Source organism: Aeromonas sp. PrichA-15 (genome assembly GCF_017939245.1).
Lineage (GTDB): Bacteria > Pseudomonadota > Gammaproteobacteria > Enterobacterales > Aeromonadaceae > Aeromonas > Aeromonas caviae.
Genome location: NZ_JAGKRH010000024.1, coordinates 16,991 through 35,811, shown reverse-complemented (window position 1 = coordinate 35,811; position 18,821 = coordinate 16,991). Strand labels below are relative to the sequence as shown.

General features: G+C 63.8%; 17 protein-coding genes. 2 read left to right on the top strand and 15 right to left on the bottom strand.

What is annotated here, in order from left to right:
- Positions 1–36: 36 nt before the first annotated feature.
- The 10 genes from J9889_RS04120 to leuS all read right to left on the bottom strand — a co-directional run bounded on the left by J9889_RS04120 (position 37) and on the right by leuS (position 10,909).
- Positions 37–966, bottom strand: coding sequence for a septal ring lytic transglycosylase RlpA family protein (locus tag J9889_RS04120; RefSeq protein ID WP_210556009.1), 930 nt, complete (start codon positions 964–966; stop codon positions 37–39).
- Positions 908–1,906: a lytic murein transglycosylase B gene (mltB, locus tag J9889_RS04115; protein WP_210556008.1), complete on the bottom strand. Its 999-nt coding sequence runs from the start codon at positions 1,904–1,906 to the stop codon at positions 908–910. The genes J9889_RS04120 and mltB overlap by 59 nt, the downstream gene beginning before the upstream one ends.
- The gene (gene rodA / locus J9889_RS04110; RefSeq protein WP_010673760.1) at positions 1,906–3,009 is read right to left on the bottom strand and encodes a rod shape-determining protein RodA; all 1,104 of its coding nucleotides are present in this window, start codon (positions 3,007–3,009) and stop codon (positions 1,906–1,908) included. Before rodA ends, mltB begins: the two co-directional genes overlap by 1 nt.
- Positions 3,006–4,919: a penicillin-binding protein 2 gene (mrdA, locus tag J9889_RS04105; protein ID WP_010673761.1), complete on the bottom strand. Its 1,914-nt coding sequence runs from the start codon at positions 4,917–4,919 to the stop codon at positions 3,006–3,008. Before mrdA ends, rodA begins: the two co-directional genes overlap by 4 nt.
- Before the next feature lie 64 nt (positions 4,920–4,983).
- Entirely contained in the window at positions 4,984–5,451 is a 468-nt protein-coding gene (gene rlmH / locus J9889_RS04100) for a 23S rRNA (pseudouridine(1915)-N(3))-methyltransferase RlmH (RefSeq protein ID WP_005298242.1), read from the bottom strand.
- 21 nt (positions 5,452–5,472) lie between these two features.
- On the bottom strand, positions 5,473–5,814 hold the full coding sequence (gene rsfS / locus J9889_RS04095; RefSeq protein WP_010673762.1) for a ribosome silencing factor: 342 nt from the start codon (positions 5,812–5,814) through the stop codon (positions 5,473–5,475).
- A 212-nt stretch (positions 5,815–6,026) separates the two neighbouring features.
- On the bottom strand, positions 6,027–6,680 hold the full coding sequence (nadD, locus tag J9889_RS04090; RefSeq protein ID WP_041215656.1) for a nicotinate-nucleotide adenylyltransferase: 654 nt from the start codon (positions 6,678–6,680) through the stop codon (positions 6,027–6,029).
- Positions 6,674–7,708, bottom strand: coding sequence for a DNA polymerase III subunit delta (holA, locus tag J9889_RS04085; protein WP_210556007.1), 1,035 nt, complete (start codon positions 7,706–7,708; stop codon positions 6,674–6,676). The genes nadD and holA overlap by 7 nt, the downstream gene beginning before the upstream one ends.
- Before the next feature lie 27 nt (positions 7,709–7,735).
- Entirely contained in the window at positions 7,736–8,218 is a 483-nt protein-coding gene (gene lptE / locus J9889_RS04080) for an LPS assembly lipoprotein LptE (protein ID WP_043153202.1), read from the bottom strand.
- 114 nt (positions 8,219–8,332) lie between these two features.
- Positions 8,333–10,909, bottom strand: a complete 2,577-nt coding sequence (leuS, locus tag J9889_RS04075; RefSeq protein ID WP_210556006.1) for a leucine--tRNA ligase — start codon at positions 10,907–10,909, stop codon at positions 8,333–8,335.
- Positions 10,910–11,160: 251 nt separating this feature from the next.
- Between leuS and J9889_RS04070 the strand changes: the two genes are divergently transcribed.
- On the top strand, positions 11,161–11,649 hold the full coding sequence (locus J9889_RS04070; protein WP_041215952.1) for a zinc ribbon-containing protein: 489 nt from the start codon (positions 11,161–11,163) through the stop codon (positions 11,647–11,649).
- A gap of 85 nt (positions 11,650–11,734) precedes the next feature.
- On the opposite strand, the gene lnt is transcribed toward J9889_RS04070, so the two are convergent.
- The 5 genes from lnt to miaB form a co-directional block, all read right to left on the bottom strand.
- On the bottom strand, positions 11,735–13,264 hold the full coding sequence (gene lnt / locus J9889_RS04065; RefSeq protein ID WP_210556005.1) for an apolipoprotein N-acyltransferase: 1,530 nt from the start codon (positions 13,262–13,264) through the stop codon (positions 11,735–11,737).
- A gap of 180 nt (positions 13,265–13,444) precedes the next feature.
- Positions 13,445–14,326, bottom strand: coding sequence for a CNNM family magnesium/cobalt transport protein CorC (corC, locus tag J9889_RS04060; protein ID WP_210556004.1), 882 nt, complete (start codon positions 14,324–14,326; stop codon positions 13,445–13,447).
- A 95-nt stretch (positions 14,327–14,421) separates the two neighbouring features.
- The gene (ybeY, locus tag J9889_RS04055; RefSeq protein ID WP_039041101.1) at positions 14,422–14,886 is read right to left on the bottom strand and encodes an rRNA maturation RNase YbeY; all 465 of its coding nucleotides are present in this window, start codon (positions 14,884–14,886) and stop codon (positions 14,422–14,424) included.
- Positions 14,883–15,941, bottom strand: coding sequence for a PhoH family protein (locus J9889_RS04050; RefSeq protein ID WP_010673771.1), 1,059 nt, complete (start codon positions 15,939–15,941; stop codon positions 14,883–14,885). The genes ybeY and J9889_RS04050 overlap by 4 nt, the downstream gene beginning before the upstream one ends.
- A 50-nt stretch (positions 15,942–15,991) precedes the next feature.
- Positions 15,992–17,425 carry a tRNA (N6-isopentenyl adenosine(37)-C2)-methylthiotransferase MiaB gene (miaB, locus tag J9889_RS04045; protein ID WP_010673772.1) on the bottom strand — a complete coding sequence of 478 codons (1,434 nt, stop codon included), beginning with the start codon at positions 17,423–17,425 and terminating at the stop codon, positions 15,992–15,994.
- A 224-nt stretch (positions 17,426–17,649) separates the two neighbouring features.
- On the opposite strand from miaB, the gene J9889_RS04040 reads away from it, so the two are divergent.
- On the top strand, positions 17,650–18,813 hold the full coding sequence (locus J9889_RS04040) for an FAD-dependent monooxygenase (RefSeq protein WP_201984930.1): 1,164 nt from the start codon (positions 17,650–17,652) through the stop codon (positions 18,811–18,813).
- Positions 18,814–18,821: the final 8 nt, after the last annotated feature.

The following is an 18,821-nucleotide window of genomic DNA, read 5'->3' as shown; positions in this document are numbered from 1 at the left end:
CTCGCGTCGTATCCCGGCGCGAGGTCGGGGCGGGTATCAGGGCACGATGAAGGCCTGCTCCAACCCGCCCTGGCGGATCTGCTCGAGCAGGGGGGCCTGCTTGTCGCTGGCCACGGGCCCGAGCAGGACGCGGAAGACGGCGCCATGTGCCACCACCTGGTACGGCACGCCATAGCGCTGGGTCATCACTTTGCCCATGGCCTCGGCCCGCGCCTGCGAGCCGCTGGCGAGCACCTGGATCATCTTGCCCTGGGTCGCACCGGCCTTGGGGGGGGAGACGGTGGTGGTTGCCGTGGCGGCAGGAGCAGGCGCAGGGGCGGCCTTGGCCGGTGCCGTGGGGGCCGGCGTCTCGTTCGCGAAGGAATTGGCGGCTGGCGCCGCAGGCTCCATGGGCGTCATCGGGGTCATGGGCACCATCTCCACCATCTGATCCGGCTGATCGGTGATGAGTTCGAGGCGCACCCGGGCCTCACCCCCTTCCACCATCTCCAGCTGCGCGGCGGCGGCGTGGGAGAGATCGATGAGGCGATCGCTGCCGAAGGGGCCGCGATCATTGACGCGTACTATGGTCTCCAGACCGTTGTCCAGATTGGTGACCCGCACGTAGCTTGGCAGGGGCAGGTTGCGGTGGGCGGCGCTGAACAGGGTGCTGTCCTGCACGTCGCCGTTGGCAGTCTTGTTGCCGTCCAGATCCCGGGAGAGCCAGCTGGCAGTGCCTTCCTCGCTGTAGTGCTTGACGTCGCGCCACACCTCAAACTTCTGCTTGCCGATCCAGTAGTCCCGGTTGCCGCTCTCGCTCATGGGTTCGGGGCGGGGAATGGCGCCGGTCGCCTGGGGGATCTCGATGACCTGGGGTTTCTCCTGGGGGACGGGCTCTGGCGGCAGCGGCTGGGGTTCGGGTTGGCTGCTACAGGCGGCCAGCAACAAGGTCAGGCTGAGGGGAAGAAGTTTGTGGCTGTAATGCATAAGCGTCCTGGATTGCTTGACTGAGTTGATGCACCGCCATCGCATAGAGAGGGCTGCGATTGTAGCGGGTGATCACGTAAAAATTGTGGCGCGCGACCCAGTATTCCGGTCCTTCGGCCTGCTCCATCGCCAGCAGTTTTACCGGCGTCTCGGGTGACGGCGGTGTGGCGACTTCAATGCCCGCAGCGGCCAGCTCTGCCCAGCGGTGTCTTAGCTCGGGCTCGGGTGCAAGCAGGGTACCTACTGGCGCCAATCCGATCAAGGCGGGCTCCACCACCGGCTCGCCCCAGCGCCAGTGGTGCAGGGCGAAGTAGTTGGCCACGCTGCCGATGGCATCTACCGGGTTGGCGAAGAGATCCCGCTTGCCGTCTCCGTCGAAGTCGACCGCGTAGTGGCGGTAGCTGGAGGGCATGAACTGGCCCATGCCCATGGCGCCGGCATAGGAGCCCTTGAGGGTGGTGAGCGGCCACTTCTCTTCCCGGGCAAGCAGCACCAGCTGGGCAAACTCCTTGGCGAAGAAATCCGCCCGTTCGGGGTAGTGGAATCCCAGGGTGTAAAGGCTGTCGAGCACCGGATGGCGCCCCATCTGTCGACCGTAAAAGGTCTCGATGCCGATGATGGCGACGATGAGGGAGGCGGGGACCTGGTAGGTCTGCTCGGCCCGTGCCAGGGTGGCGGCATAGCGCTGCCAGAATCCCACTCCGTCCCGGATGCGCTCCGGGGTGACGAACAGCGGCCTGTAGCGGTGCCAGGGCTTGGCTTCCCAGGGGCGGTGGATGGTGTCCAGTACCTCCTGGCGCAGGCTGGCCTGGGCGGCGGCGGCCTGCAACTCTGCCAGCGGCACCTGTTGCTGCTCGGCCAGCAGGCTGAGCCGGGCCGGCGAGACGGCAGCACCCGCCGTCAGGGTGCACAGAGACAGAGCCAGCCAGCCGAGCCGCATCAGGCGAGCAGCCGCCTGTGGGTCTGGATGGACATCAGAACGCCGAAGCCCGCCATCAGGGTCACCATGGAGGTGCCGCCGTAGCTCACCAGTGGCAGGGGAACTCCTACCACCGGCAGGATGCCGCTTACCATGCCCATGTTGACGAACACATAGACGAAGAAGGTCAGGGTCAGGGCGCCCCCCAGCAGGCGTTCGAAGCTGTTCTGGGCCTGCATGGAGATAAACAGGCAGCGGCTGATGATGTAGAGGTAGATGACCAGCAAGAGGGCCACTCCCACCAGACCGAACTCCTCGCTGAAGACGGCGAAGATGAAGTCGGTGTGGCGCTCTGGCAGGAATTCGAGCTGGGACTGGGTGCCTTGCAGCCACCCCTTGCCGAACACGCCGCCGGAGCCGATCGCAATCTTGGACTGGATGATGTGATAGCCGCGACCGAGCGGGTCCTTCTCCGGGTCCAGCAGCATCAGCACCCGCTGGCGCTGGTAGTCGTGCATCAGGAAGAACCAGAGCACCGGCATGAAGGCGCAGATGAGCAAGACCGCGAGCCCGATGAGCCACCAGCTGATCCCCGCCAGGAAGATGACGAAGAAGCCGGAAGCGGCCACCAGGATGGAGGTGCCGAGATCGGGTTGGGCCGCGATCAGCAGGGTGGGCAGCAGCACCATCACCAGGGCGATCATCACATGACTGAACTTTGGCGGCAGGGAGTGCCGGCTGAGCCAGGCGGCCACCATGATGGGCATGGAGAGTTTCATCACCTCGGAGGGCTGGAACTTCATGAAGCCGAGATCGAGCCAGCGCTGGGCCCCCTTGCCGATGTGGCCGAACACGTCCACAGCGATGAGCAGCAGCACCACCACCGCAAACAGGGGCACCGACCAGCGGGCATAGAGGGAGGGTGGCAGCTGGGCCATGCCGATCATCAGACCGAAGGCCAGGGCGCCGCGCACCAGCTGGCGCACGATGGAGTCGAGATCCTGGCCCGAGGCGGAGTAGAGCACCACCATGGAGAGGGCCATCAGGGTCAGCAGGCCGAGCAGCAGCGGCAGGTCGATGTGCAGCTTGTACCAGATGCTCTGCTGGCGGGCAGAATTACTCATTGGGAAACGACCTCACTCGGTTGGGACGGCTTTTCCGGTGCCGGTGGCAACTGGGGTTCCGGCGGGAGCAGATAGGCATCCAGCATGTGGCGGGCGACCGGTGCCGCCATGGCGCTGCCGCCCCCGGCGTTCTCCAGCACCAGGGCGACGACCGCCTTGGGTGCCTCGAAGGGGGCGAAGGCGACGAACAGGGCGTTGTCGCGGTGCTCCACCTTGGTGGTGGCCGCGTTGTAGACCTGGTTCTCCTTGAGACCCACCACCTGGGCGGTGCCGGACTTGCCCGCCGCCTTGTAGGGGGTATTGGCGAAGGCGCGGCGCCCCGTCCCTTCGTGGCCGTTGATGACGCGCCACATGCCGTCTTTGGCCACCTGCCAGTAGGTATCGCTCTTGGCGGCGATGGCCACGTTCGGGTTGATGGGGGCGTTGACCACGCCATCGGACGAGGCGGTGCTCTTGAGCAGGTGCGGCGTCACGTCGTGACCGTTCTGGGTCAGGATGCTGATGGCCTTGGCGAGCTGGATCGGGGTGGCGCTCCAGTAGCCCTGGCCGATGCCGATGGAGATGGTGTCCCCCTGGTACCAGGGTTGACGCCAGCGGGCCATCTTCCAGTCCCGGGAGGGCATGACGCCCCGGGTCTCTTCATAGAGGTCCACGCCGCTGTACTGGCCGAAGCCGAACTTGGTCATGTAGCTGTTGATCTTGTCGATGCCGACCCGGTAGGCGAGATCGTAGAAATAGGTATCCGCCGACACTTCGATGGCGCGATAGACGTCGAGCCAGCCGTGGCCCCAGCGGCGCCAGTCCCGGAACTTCTTGGTGGTGCCCGGGATGGAGAAGCTGGGCCCGCCGAAGTAGCGGTAATTGGGGGTGATCGCCCCCTCGTTGAGCCCCATCACCGCCATCATGGGCTTGACGGTGGAGGCGGGGGCATAGATGCCCTGGGTGGTTCGGTTCACCAGCGGCCGGGCGGGATCATTGAGCAGCGCCGAGTAGTTGGCGCTGGAGATGCCGGTCACGAACAGGTTGGGGTCGTAGCTCGGGCTCGACTCCATGGCCAGGATGGCGCCGGTGTTGGGCTCCATCATCACGATGGCGCCCCGGCGGCCGGCCAGCAGCTCCTGGGCCTTCAACTGCAGGCGGATGTCGATGTTGAGGTAGATGTCCTTGCCGGGCTCGGGGGGCTGGAATTTCAGGGTACGTACCACCCGGCCGCGGTTGTTCACCTCGACCTCCTGATAACCCGCCACGCCGTGCAGCTGATCCTCGTAGTACTTCTCCACCCCCTGTTTGCCGATGTCCTTGGTGGCGGCATAGTTGGCGAGCTTCTCCTCCTTCTCGAGGCGCTCCACGTCACGGGTGTTGATCTTGGCCACGTAGCCCAGGGCATGGGTCAGGGTGTCGCCGAACGGGTAGTAGCGCTTGAGGTAGGCCTCGATGCTGGCCCCCGGGTAGTTGTGCTGGTTGACCGAGAAGAGGGCGACCTGGTATTCGGTCAGCTTCTCGAACAGGGGCACGGGCTTGAAGCGGCGCTGACGCTTGACCTCGGCCAGGAACTTCTCCTTGGTCCCCTCCGGCAGGGCCAGCAGGGTGATGAGGTCGTCCGCGGTCTTCTCCAGGTTCTCGGTCTCTTCGGGCACGATCTCCAGGCTGTAGACAGGGCGGTTTTCCGCCAGCAGGACACCGTTGGCGTCGTAGATGAGGCCACGGGGCGGCGCCACCGGTACCACACGGATGCGGTTGTCGTTGGATCGGGTCTGATAGGTTTCGTAAGACTCTACTTGCAGGTAGTAGAGGTTAGCCAGCAGCACCAGCATGAGGGTGACCATGCCGATGTAGGCGACCAGGGTGCGCCGGAAGAACAGACGTCCCTCGGCACTGTGATCGCGCATTTCAATGCGATTCTTCAGCATGCCGTTACCTTGTGGCTGACGTGCGGGTGAGAGAGGAGAAATGCATGCTCAGGGTCGGCATGGGTCACTCTCTGTGATAAGGGTGATTGGTGGTGATGCTCCAGGCGCGATAGAGGCTCTCGGCCACCAGCACCCGCACCAGGGGATGGGGCAGGGTCAGGGGCGAGAGCGACCAGCTCTGCTCCGCAGCAGCCTTGCACTCGGGGGAGAGCCCCTCCGGGCCACCCACCAGCAGCGCCACGTCCCGGCCATCCAGCTTCCAGGCTTCCAGTTGCACGGCGAGCTGCTCCGTGGTCCAGGGCTTGCCCGGAATGTCCAGGGTCACGATACGAGAGCGGCCGGCGGCGGCCAGCATGGCTTCCCCTTCCTTTTGCAGGATGCGGGGAATGTCGGCATTCTTGCCGCGCTTGCCTGCGCCGATCTCGACCAGCTCGAACGGCATGTCTTTGGGGAAGCGGCGACGGTACTCTTCGAAGCCATGCTCTACCCAGGCAGGCATCTTGGTGCCCACGGCAATCAACTGGATCTTCATCTTTGGTTACGCTGTCGCCCTTTATTGCGAATTGACCTGGGCGGCGCCGCTCCAGAGTTTTTCCAGCTGGTAGAAGTCGCGGTACTCATCCTGCATCACGTGGACGATGACCGACCCCATGTCCACCAGCACCCACTCACCGGTGAGTTCCCCTTCCACGCTCAGCAGGTCGAGCCCCGCATGACGGGCCTCGCTGGCGAGGTTGTGGGCGATGGCACTGACGTGACGATTGGAGTTGCCGGAGCAGATGATCATGGTGTCCGTGATGCTGGATTTGCCGCGCACATCGAGGGTGATGATGTCGCGGCCTTTCATGTCATCGATCTTGTCGACGATAAAGGCGAGCAATTCTTGGCCTTGCAATGTCTTCTCCTATCTTCCGGCGCCAGAGGGCGGCGGATTATATCATGGTCACTCCCGTTTCCCAGCCTGGCAAAGGGAGCATCGCCCGGGGAGCCGTCCCGTGGGGGAGGGGCCCCTTGACGATCACTATAGTGTGCAACCCGGCCTGGCAATAGTCAGGGCCGGGCCCGGTGCGCCCGGACGTGTCGGCTGAGCCGCCTGCGTGGCGCCGTTTACTGCGTTGCCGATGAGCGGTAGAGCCCGTGGCGCCGGATATAGTCGGCGACCGGGTTGGGCAGCAGGTATTTGGGATCCTGGCCTGCCGCGAGCAGGGCACGCAGGCGTGTGGCCGACAGCTCGACGGGCAGGTTGTCACAAAGCCAGACATGACCGTGGCGCTGGCGATGGAGATCCTGAATATCCCGGGTCTGGTGGCGGGCCAGCAGCTCGGCCACCTGGACGGGATAATCCGGTTGCCAGCCTGGGCGGCAGCTCACCACCAGATGGGCGTAATCGAGCAACTCCTGCCAGCGGTGCCAGCCCGGCAGGCCGAGCAGGGAATCCATCCCCATCAAAAAGCAGAGCGGGGTGTCCGGCAGCTCGCTCCTCAACTCGACAAGGGTGTCGATGGTCCAGGAGGGGGTGTCGCGCCTGAGCTCCCGCTCATCCACCACGAATCCCGGGTTGTCCGCCGCAGCGAGCCGGACCATGGCGAGCCGCTGCTCGCTGGAGCAGAGCGGATTGGCCCGGTGGGGCGGGATATGGTTCGGGAGCAGGCGCACCTCGGCCAGACCCAGGGCGTCCCGTGCCTCGATGGCGGGCCTCAGGTGGCCGATGTGAATGGGATCGAAGGTGCCGCCGAGGATCCCGATGGGCGGTGTCAGCATGATTCCGTCTCCAGCAGGGGGAGCGGGGTACCGTCACGAAAGCCGAGGGCGATGGTTTGCAGCATCAGCCAGGCCTGTTCGGTGTCGAAATGGCGCTGGGCATGGTCCAGCTGGGCCATCAGTTGCCAGAGTTGCCGGATCTTGGGGAAGGGAAGTCGGGTCAGCGCCTGCTGGATGAGCTGCTGGCGGCTCTGCCAGATGCGCAGGCGGCTGAAATGCTCCACCAGGGGCTGTCCGGCGCGGGCGGCCAGCGCCAGCTCGGTGAGCTGCTCCAGTTCGCGGCACAGGGTCCAGGCCAGCATGCCGGGTTCGGTGCCCTCGGCGCGCAGGGCCAGCAGGATGCGCTGGGCCCGGTTCACCTTTCCTTCCAGCAGGGTATCGACGAGCTGGAAGGGGGTGAAGTGGGCGTGGCGGATGATGGTCTCCTGCAGATAGGCGACGCTGATGGGCTGGGGCGGGGAGAGCAGGGTCAGCTTCTCGATCTCCTGGCTCGCGGCCAGCAGGTTGCCCTCGTAGGAGTGGCACATGAAGTTGACCGCATCCGGCAGCGCCTTGAGGCCGAAGCGCTGAAAGCGGGCGCTCATCCAGCGCGGGAAGAAGCGGGGTTCGGGGTGGTTGACCGGCACATAGGTGCCGCTCTGGCTCAGCTTGTCGAACCAGGCTGCCTTCATCTGGGTCTGGTTGAGGCGGGGGCCCGAGAGCACCAGCAGCAGGTCGGGGTGGAGCTGCTTGCCAATGTCGCTGATGCGGGCGGCGAGATCCTTGTCGATCTTGGCGGGCAGCTCCAGCTCGATGATCTGGCGGGCCGAGAACAGGCTCATGGCCTGGCAGGCATCGTAGACCTGGTTCCAGTCCAGCCCCTGTTCCACCACGAAGCTGTGGCGTTCATCGAAGCCTTGTTTGCGTGCCACCTGACGCACGGCGTCGATGGCTTCCAGCTTGAGCAGGGGCTCGTCCCCAAAAATGAGATAGCAGGGCTTGAGCCCTGCCTTGAGATGATCCGCAAACTGCTCGGGATAGACTCTCATCAACACCCTCTCATCAAGATACGCGCATCAGAACTTGACCTGACTGAGCTGGCGAATAACCAGGTTGGCGGCCTGCTCCTGCATCTCCTTGCCCAGCTGCTCCTGCTCGCGGGAGGAGGCGAGTGCCGCATCCGGCTTGTTCAGGAAGCTGCGGTTGAAGGTGATGGGGAAGACCTGGGTTGGTTTGCCCGGCATGACCACGGTGAACTGGGTGCTGTAACTGAGCAGGTATTCGCGGTCCTGGCCGATGGAGTCGACGGAGGCGACCTGGCTGCGGCTACGAACCCCGGCCAGGGTCAGCACCGGGATGCCCTCCTTGTCGGCGAGTTCGACGCCAGCGGCCTTGAGACGGGTGGTGACGAGTCGGTAGAAGTCGCTCTTGTTGTCACCGACCACTTTCATGGTCATCAGTTCGGGGGGAATGGCGGTGCCCCGCATCTGAAAACCGCAGGCCTGCAGCAACAGTCCTGCCAGTACGATGGCCATCCAGCGCGTGAAGATGGTGCCCATAAAAAATCCTCTTTGCATGAAGGGAAGAGCGGCGGGCGCAGGGCCCGCCGTCATCATCCGTGTGTCGTCAGCCCCTGGCGGCCAGACCGTCGGCCGCCGCCAGGGGAGGCGTCATCAGTTGGCCACGATGTTGAGCAGCTTGCCCGGCACGTACACGACCTTGCGCACGGTCAGACCGTCGGTGAACTTCTGTACGGACGCATCGGCCATGGCCAGCTTCTCTACGTCGGCCTGGCTTATCTCGGCCGGCACGGTCAGCTTGCCGCGCATCTTGCCGTTGATCTGCACCACCACCAACTTCTCGGTCTCGACCATGGCCGCTTCGTCGGCCACCGGCCAGGCCGCGACATCGATGTCCCCTTCCTTGCCCAGCATCTTCCACAGCTCGAAGCCGATGTGCGGGGTGATGGGGTAGAGCATGACCACGACCGCTTCCAGCGCTTCCTGCATCAGGGCGCGATCCTGAGCGTCACTGCCCAGTTTGGCCAGGTTGTTCATCAGCTCCATGATGGCGGCGATGGCGGTGTTGAAGGTCTGACGGCGACCCACGTCGTCGCTCACCTTGGCGATGGTCTTGTGCAGCTCGCGGCGCACGGCTTTCTGGTCGCTGGTGAGGGCGGCGATGTCCAGTGCGGCAACGGCGCCACCGGATACGTGCTCGAAGGTGATGCGCCACAGGCGACGCAGGAAGCGCTGGGCACCTTCCACGCCGGAGTCGGACCACTCCAGGGTCATCTCGGCCGGAGAGGCGAACATCATGAACAGACGGACGGTATCGGCGCCGTAACGCTCCACCATCAGTTGCGGGTCGATGCCGTTGTTCTTGGACTTGGACATCTTGGTCATGCCGGAGTGGATCACTTCACGGCCTTCGAGGTCGACCGCCTTGGTGATGCGGCCCTTGTCATCACGTTCCACCTTGACGTCGAGGGGGCTGACCCAGACGTTGCCGCCCTTCTCATCCTTGTAGTAGAAGGCGTCGGCCAGCACCATGCCCTGGCAGAGCAGGCGCTTGAACGGCTCGTCGCTGTTCACGAGGCCCGCATCACGCAGCAGCTTGTGGAAGAAGCGGGCGTAGAGCAGGTGCATACAGGCGTGCTCGATGCCGCCGATGTATTGATCCACCGGCAGCCAGTGGTTGGCAGCCGCCGGATCCAGCATGCCCTTGTCGTAGTCCGGGGAGCAGTAGCGGGCGTAGTACCAGGAGGACTCCATGAAGGTGTCGAAGGTATCGGTCTCGCGGAACGCTTCCTGGCCGTTGTAGGTGGTCTTGGCCCACTCGGCATCGGCCTTGATGGGGCTCTGGATGCCATCCATCACCACGTCTTCCGGCAGCAGTACCGGCAGTTGATCTTCCGGGGTCGGCACCACGGTACCGTCCGCCAGGGTCAGCATGGGGATGGGGGCGCCCCAGTAGCGCTGACGGGAAACCCCCCAGTCGCGCAGACGGTAGTTGACGGTGCGCTTGCCCTTACCCAGTGTTTCCAGCTTGTTGGCGATGGCATCGAAGGCACCCTGGAAGTCGAGGCCGTCGAACTCGCCGGAGTTGAACAGCACGCCCTTCTCGGTATAAGCCGCTTCGCTCACGTCGACGTCACCATCAACCGGCTTTATGACAGGCTTGATCTCGAGGCCGTACTTGGTGGCGAATTCGTGGTCACGCAGGTCGTGACCCGGTACCGCCATCACGGCGCCGGTGCCGTAGTTCATCAGCACGAAGTTGGCGACCCAAACGGGCACCTTGCGGCCATCCAGCGGGTGAATGGCGTAGAGGCCGGTTGCCATGCCCTTCTTCTCCATGGTGGCCAGTTCAGCTTCGGCTACCTTGGTGTTCTTGCACTCTTCGATGAAGGCGGCCAGCTCCGGATTGTTCTGGGCTGCTTGCAGCGCCAGCGGGTGGCCGGCGGCGATGCCCACATAGGTCACACCCATGAAGGTGTCCGGACGGGTGGTGTAGACCTCGAGGTGCTCGGCCTGACCGTCGATATTGAAGCTGATGTTGACCCCTTCGGAGCGGCCAATCCAGTTGCGCTGCATGGTCTTGACCATTTCCGGCCAGCCTTCCAGATTGTCGATGTCGTTCAACAGCTCTTCGGCGTAGTCGGTGATCTTGATGAACCACTGAGGGATCTCTTTTTGTTCCACCGGGGTGTCACAGCGCCAGCAGCAGTTGTCCACTACCTGCTCGTTGGCCAGCACCGTCATGTCGTTCGGGCACCAGTTGACGGAGGAGGTCTTCTTGTAGACCAGGCCCTTTTCGTAGAGCTTGGTGAAGAACCACTGCTCCCAGCGGTAGTAGTCCGGCTTGCAGGTGGCCAGCTCCCGATCCCAGTCATAACCCAGACCCAGCATCTTCAGCTGGTTCTTCATGTATTCGATGTTTTCGTAGGTCCAGGGGGCCGGCGCCGTGTTGTTCTTGATGGCGGCGTTTTCTGCCGGCAGGCCGAAGGCGTCCCAACCGATGGGTTGCAGCACGTTCTTGCCATTGAGCCGTTGATAACGGGAGATCACATCACCTATGGTGTAGTTGCGAACGTGCCCCATGTGTAGACGACCAGACGGATAGGGGAACATGGAGAGGCAGTAGAACTTTTCCTTGTCTACTTTCTCCACCGCCTTGAAGGTTTTCTTGGCATCCCAGTGCTTCTGCACTGCTGGTTCTATGGATTGGGGAACGTATTGCTCTTGCATTGGTGACATCCGGATCTGTGAAATGAATAGATAAAACGGCTGGGAAATCCCGATAGAATACCCATATCCTGCGGCGGCAACAACCGCCAGCATCCGCCCGGTCTCGGGCCTGGTCCGGTACCCGCTAGGATTTGCAGAGCCGCAAGAGCCGCGAGAGTCGCAACGAAGTGAGAATGGCAACCGCCGCCCGTATCCGCCGAGCCCGAGGTCAGGGTCTGGCTCGATCGGGATTCAGCAGAGGAGTGATGGCCATGGACAAACGTCGACAAGGGTATGAAGCCTTTATCGCCCAGCTCAAGAAGCAGTGGGAAGAGACGGAAGCGTTTCAGGGAGAGCGCCTCAACCGGATGATCGCCAAGGTGCAGGCCTATCTGGAGGCGGCCGGGGATCTGACCCAGGACGAGCTGGCGCTGATCGCCGAGTATGTTAAGCGGGATCTGGGCAACTATGACGAAGGGCGCAAGGATGAGCAGGTGGAGGAGTCCGCCTTCATGCTGGCGCTCAAGGACACCGCCTGGTCCTGGCTGGCAGACGTGACCGACCGCACCCAGGTGGAGTGGCAGGAGTTGGCGGACGAGCTGGAGCACAAGGGGGTCTACCGGGCGGGGGACTGGGTGGGACTCGGGGTGCTGGTGTGCGATCACTGCGAGTGGCGCCATACCGTGCTGCACCCGGAGCAGCTTGGCACCTGCCCCGAGTGCGGGGCCGATGAATATCATCGCGAGCCGCTGTCTCCTTGAGCCACCAGACTGTGCCAAGCCATAAGCCAAACCATAAAAAGAGGCGCCCAAGGGCGCCTCTTTTGTTTATCGGGGTTGTGTGGTCTTAGCCCTTGCGCGCCCAGGGGTGGGCGCGGGGGCGTAGCCACAGGGCCAGCCCCAGCAGGGCGGCGGCCAGGCCATACATTGGCCAGCTGCCAAAACGCAGATAGGGGGTCTGGCCGTGGGCGGGGCGTACCTCGGCACGCAATACTCCAGCCTCGAACTGCGGGATCTGGGCGATGATGCTGCCGTCTATCTCGGTGACGATGGTGATGCCAGTGTTGGTGTCGCGCAGCAGTGGGCGGGCCAGCTCCAGGGCGCGCATGCGGGCGATCTCCATGTGCTGCCAGGGGCCGATGCTGGTGCCGAACCAGGCGTCGTTGGAGACGGTCAGCAGGAAGTCGGTATCCGGCTGCACGTTGCGGCGCACCTCGTCCGGGAAGATGATCTCGTAACAGATGGCGGCGGCAAACTTGAGCCCCTTGGCGATCAGGTTCGGCTGCACCTCGTCACCCCGGCTGAAGGAGGACATGGGCAGGTTGAAGAAGGGGGCGATGGGACGCAGCAGATCTTCAAAGGGCACGAACTCGCCGATGGGCAGCAGGTGGTACTTGTAGTAGCGGTTCTTGTGCTCGTAGTAGTAGGACTCCTTGCCCTCAGCATCCTGCACCCCCATGCCGAGCACGGTATTGAAGAAGCGCTGCTGTTTCAGATCGTAATGGATGATCCCCGCCAGCAGGCCGGTGTCGTTCACCTTCATCGCCTTGTCCAGGCTCTCCAGATAGGTACCCATCTCCTTCTCGATGGCCGGGATGGCGGACTCCGGCCAGACGATGATGTCGGCATCCTGGTTCTCGCGGCTGAGATCCTGATACTTGCGCACCGTCGGCACCAGGGCCTCCGGATCCCACTTGAGGGACTGCTCGATGTTGCCCTGCACCAGCGCGACCTTGACCGGTTCACCCCGGGTCACCCAGTTGAGCTGCATCAGCCCCTGGGCGGCGCCCACCAGGGCGACGGGGAGCAGCAGCCAGGCCGGCTTGCGGTGCTGCCATACCAGCCAGAGGGCGGAGGCGGTGAGCAGCAGGGCGAGGGTGATGCCCTGCACCCCGAGAAGGGGAGCGAAGCCCTTGAGGGGGCCGTCTATCTGGGTGTAGCCGAACCAGAGCCAGGGGTAGCCGGTCATCACCCAGCCCCGCAGCCAGTCGGCCATCAGCCAGAGCGCCGGGAAGGCGAGCAGCCAGCGACTCCAGTGGCGGCCGACAAAGAAGCGGGCGAAGAGCCAGCAAGCCAGGGTCGGGTAGAGGGAGAGATAGGCGCAGAGCCCGGCCAGCAGCACGAAGGCGGCCGGCAGCGGAATGCCGCCAAACTCCGTCATGCTGACGTGGATCCACCACTGCCCGGGCAGGAACAGACCCATGGCGTAGCCGAAGCCGCGCCAGGCTGCCTGTTTGGGGGTGGCCTTGTCCAGCAGGGCGTAAAGGCCGAGCAGGGAGGGGATCACCAGGAGCCAGTAGCCGAAAGGGGAGAAGGCCAGCACGGCGATGGCGCCGCTGGCAATGGCAAACAGGCTGGTCAGGAGTTTCGATTTCACGGGGGATCGGGGCTCGAATTGGACTGAATGAAAACACAATGGCCGACATCTTAACCGCAAACCGGGTCAACGGCGAGCCTCGCGGTCGGCGTGGGCCCAGGGGCGGTCGCGCGGCGGGAGAGAGGCAAAAAAAGCGCCCCTGACGAGAGAGGCGCGCGATGTGCGTGGGGCTGGGCGGGATCAGGACTCCGGCTGCGCCGCCGCATGATGCTCGGGGATCTTCACCTGCAACTGTTGCAGGCGACGGCGATCGGCGTGCATCACCTTGAACAGGTAGCCGTCGAGTTCGATCTCTTCACCCTTCTTGGGCAGGTGGCTGAAGGCGTGCATCACCAGACCGCCGACGGTGTCCACCTCTTCATCGCTGAACTGGGTGCCGAAGAAGTCGTTGAAGTCCTCGATCTCGGTCAGCGCGCTCACCGAGAAGACCCGCTTGCTGATGCGGCGGATCTCTTCCGGCTCGTCCTCTATGTCGTCGAACTCATCGTCAATCTCGCCGACGATGAGCTCCAGAATGTCCTCGATGGTCACGAGACCAGAGACACCGCCAAATTCGTCCACCACGATGGCCATGTGGTAGCGTTCTTCCCGGAACTCCTTGAGCAGACGATCGACCCGCTTGCTCTCCGGCACGATCACCGTGGGACGCAGGATCTTCTCCAGCTGGAGCGGCTCGCTGGCATGCTGGCCGCCAAAACCGAACGGCAGCAGATCCTTGGCGAGCAAGATGCCCTCCACGTGATCCTTGTCTTCGTTGATCACCGGGAAGCGGGAGTGGCCGGATTCGATGATGATCGGCAGGAACTCGTCCACCGGCTGGGACTTCTCGATGGTCACCATCTGGGAGCGGGGGATCATGATGTCACGCACGCGCAGCTCGGCAATTTCGAGCACGCCCTCGATCATGTCCTTGGTGTCCTGATCGATGAGGTCCCGCTCTTCGGCATCGGCGATGACCTCTACCAGATCGTTGCGGTCTTTTGGCTCGCCCTGGAAGAGTTGGCTGAGTTTGTCGAGCCAGGTTTTCTTCGGCGAGCCGGTACTAGGGTGATCGTCGGTCATTTTCTCTCTTGGTTACTCGTATGAACACACTTGAAATCGTTGTGGCTATATGAGGATGGGCATCGGCTGTTTCAAGACGATGACCATCCGGTTCGTTACTCTTCGTCGTTCAGATAAGGATCGGCGAAGCCCAGTTCCTGCATGATGTCGCGCTCGAGCTGCTCCATCTCCTCGGCTTCCTCGTCCTCGATATGGTCATAACCTAGCAGATGCAGACTGCCATGCACAACCATGTGAGCCCAGTGGGCCATCAGGGGCTTGCCCTGTTCGACGGCTTCGGCCTCGACCACCTGGCGGCAGATCACCAGATCCCCGAGCAGGGGCAGCTCGAGACCCGGTGGCGCCTCGAAGGGGAAGGAGAGCACGTTGGTGGGCTTGTCCTTGCCGCGATAGGTATGGTTGAGCTCGCGGCTCTCCGCCTCGTCCACCAGGCGCACCGTCACCTCGGCCTCGGGCTGGAAGCCCAGAATGGTGCCGTCGAGCCAGCCTTGCAGCTGGGCCTCGGTCGGCAGGCCGTCCGGGCTGGCGCAGGCCAGTTGCAGATCCAGGGTCACGCTCATTGGGCGCTCTCTTTGCTGGTGTTCTCGTTGCGGGGAGTGGCTGCGCTCTTCTCGGCCGCCTGCTGGGCATCGAATGCCTCGTAGGCCTGCACGATGCGTGCCACCACGGGATGGCGCACCACGTCCTTGGACTCGAAGAAGTTGAAGGAGAGGCCATCGACCCCCTGCAACACCTCCAGGGCGTGGCGCAGACCGGATTTGGTGCTGCGAGGCAAGTCCACCTGGGTGATGTCGCCGGTCACCACCGCCTTGGAGTTGAAGCCGATGCGGGTCAGGAACATCTTCATCTGTTCCGTGGTGGTGTTCTGGGCCTCGTCCAGGATGATAAAGGCATCGTTGAGGGTGCGGCCGCGCATGTAGGCAAGCGGCGCCACCTCGATGACGTTGCGCTCCATCAGCTTCTCCACCCGCTCGAAGCCCAGCATCTCGAACAGGGCGTCGTAGAGGGGGCGCAGGTAGGGGTCCACCTTCTGGGAAAGATCGCCGGGCAGGAAGCCGAGCTTCTCACCGGCTTCCACCGCCGGGCGGGTCAGCAGGATGCGGCGGATCTCCTGGCGCTCCAGGGCATCCACGGCGGCGGCCACGGCGAGATAGGTCTTGCCGGTACCGGCCGGGCCTATGCCGAAGCTGATGTCGTGGCGCACGATATTGGCGATGTACTGGGCCTGGTTCGGGCTGCGGGGCTTGATGAGACCGCGCTTGGTCTTGACCGTGACCTCCTTGCCATACGGCAGGGAAGGGGCGGGTTCGTCGTCCTGCTCCAGCACGCGGGACTCCTGCACCGCCAGGTGCACCATCTCGGGGGTGATGTCGCTCACCTTGCTCCCCTTGAGGGGTTGGGTTTCCACATAGAGGTGCTTGAGGATGACGGCAGCCGCCTCCACCTGGGCCTGCTTGCCGATCACTTGGAAGTGGTTGTCCCGGTAGCTTATCTCGATGCCGAGACGGCGCTCCAGCTGCTTGAGGTTGTCGTCAAAGGGTCCGCACAGGCTGGCGAGGCGCTGGTTGTCGGCGGGTTCCAGATGCAGATTCAGGGTGGAGATGTGTCGGCTCAAGGTGTCCTCTTATCGGTTGTTCCCCCGCCACGGGGCGGGGGAGAGAGTCATCAATGGGGTCTGAAGGCCGCAACGCCCAGATCATCGGGCACGTTGTCAGGACGACGGGCGAGGATCTCGCTCGGGGCTGTGGCGATGCGCAGGTTCATTTCGTCCTCGCCGCGGATGAAGCGGCCGCGCAGGGAGTAGGGGCGTACGTCGGTGATTTCCACGTCGGCGAAGCCGCCGATGAGGCGGTGCGGCCCCTCGAAGTTGACCACCCGGTTGTTCTCGGTACGGCCACTGAGCTGCATGGGATCCATCTTGGAGGGCCCCTCCACCAGGATGCGCTGCACCGAGCCCAGCATGGCGCGGCCGATGAGCATGGACTGGTGATTGATGCGGTTTTGCAGTCGGGTCAGGCGGGCCTTCTTCACTTCCATGTCGACGTCGTCCGGCAGGTCCGCGGCCGGGGTGCCGGGGCGCGGGCTGTAGATGAAGCTGAAGCTCATGTCGAAGTTGATCTCCTCGATGAGTTTCATGGTGGCCTCGAAGTCTTCGTCCGTCTCGTTCGGGAAGCCGACGATGAAGTCGGAGCTCATGGTGATGTCGGGACGCACGGCGCGCAGGCGGCGGATCTTGGACTTGTACTCCAGCACGGTGTGCGGGCGCTTCATCATGGTCAGGATGCGATCCGAGCCGCTCTGGATGGGCAAGTGCAGGAAGCTGACCACCTCGGGGGTATCACGATAGACCTCGATGATGTCGTCGGTGAACTCGACCGGGTGGCTGGTGGTGTAGCGAATGCGGTCGATGCCGTCGATGGCAGCCACCAGGCGCAGCAGCTCGGCGAAGGTGCAGACCTCCCCGTCGAAGGTCGGCCCCCGGTAGGCGTTGACGTTCTGGCCGAGCAGGTTCACTTCGCGCACCCCTTGCTGGGCGAGCTGGGCGATTTCATAGAGCACGTCATCCAGCGGTCGGCTCACCTCCTCGCCACGGGTGTAGGGCACCACGCAGAAGGAGCAGTACTTGGAGCAGCCTTCCATGATGGAAACGAAGGCGGTCGCCCCCTCGGCACGGGGTTCGGGCAGGTTGTCGAACTTCTCGATCTCGGGGAAGGCGATGTCCACCTGGGCACCGCGCCCCTCCTGCACCTGCTTGATCATGGTCGGCAGGCGGTGCAGGGTCTGGGGTCCGAAGACGATGTCCACATAGGGCGCCCGGCTGCGCAGGTTCTCCCCCTCCTGGGAGGCGACGCAGCCGCCCACCCCGATCACCAGCCCCGGTTTTTTCGCCTTGAGCTTCTTCCAGCGACCGAGCTGGTGGAACACCTTCTCCTGGGCCTTCTCGCGGATGGAACAGGTGTTGAGCAGCAGCACATCTGCCTCTTCCGGCTCCTCGGTAAGCGTGTAGCCATTGCTGGCATCCAGCAGGTCCGCCATCTTGGACGAGTCGTACTCGTTCATCTGGCAGCCCCAGGTCTTGATATGAAGTTTCTTGCTCATTGCTTCTCGTGACTGGTTTTGAAATCGGCAGGGTCAAAGGACCGGCCATTTTACTCCGCAATCCCGGTGCTGACCAGTCTGGGGCCGCCCGTCGCCATCAGGGCCGGCTTGTCGTCGGCAATTGCGCATCCCCCTCACTGTTTCTGCCGCCTCCTTGCGTTATCATGCCCCATTCGGTTCGGCCCTTGCCCCTTATCGCGGGGACTCCTTGCAGGAATCAAGTTATGGAACAGTGTGATATTGCCATCGTCGGCGCCGGCATGGTGGGTGCCGCCACCGCCTGCCTGCTGGCGGCAGAGGGGCTCTCGGTGCGGGTCATCGAGACCCGGTTGCCCGAGCCCTATGCCCCCGAGCAGCCGCTGGATCTGCGGGTTTCCGCCATCAGTCAGGCCTCGGTGGCGCTGCTGACCCGGGCCGGTGCCTGGCAATATCTGCAGCAGATGCGGCTGTGCCCCTATCGCCGGCTGGAGACCTGGGAGCTGGACGGCTTCGCTACCCGCTTCGACGCGGTGGATCTCGGGCTGCCCCAGCTCGGCTACATCATCGAGAACCGGCTGATCCAGCTCGCGCTCCTGAAAAGGATGGAGGATTTCCCGACCATCCAGACCCATACCCCGGCGGCGGTGACGAGTCTGCGCCAGGGTGCGGATGACGCCGTGCTGACCCTGGATGACGGCACCGAGCTGCAGGCGCGCTGGGTGCTGGCCTGCGACGGTGCCGAATCCCACACCCGGCGATTGGCCGGCATCGGGGTGTCGCGTTTCGAGTACCGCCAGCACTGCATGCTGATCAACATCGACACCGATTTTGCCCAGGAAGACATCACCTGGCAGCAGTTCACCCCGAGCGGCCCGCGCGCCTTCCTGCCGCTGCCGGGCCGCCATGGCTCCCTGGTCTGGTATGACAGCCCGGCCCGCATCCGGGCGCTGGCCGCCATGAGCAACGAGACCCTGGCCGTCGAGGTGCGCCGCCACTTCCCGAGCCGCCTTGGCGGTTTCACCGTGACGGCCAAGGGTAGCTTCCCCCTGGTGCGCCGCCACGCCAACGACTATCACGCCGGGCGAGTGGTGCTGCTCGGGGATGCGGCCCACACCATCAACCCGCTGGCGGGGCAGGGGGTCAACCTCGGTTTCAAGGACGTGGCCTGCTGGACCGGGTTGCTCGGCAAGGCGGGGGCACAGTGGCACGAGCTGGCGCTGGCCGGGCGTTACGAGGGGCGACGCCGCCCTGACAACCTGCTGATGCAGTCGGGGATGGATCTCTTCTACGGGGTCTTCAGCAACGAGATAGGCCCCCTCAGGCTTGCCCGCAACCTGGCGCTGAATCTGGCGGACAAGGCGGGCCCCCTCAAGGAGATGGCGCTACGCTATGCGCTTGGGCTGGTATGAGGCAGTGC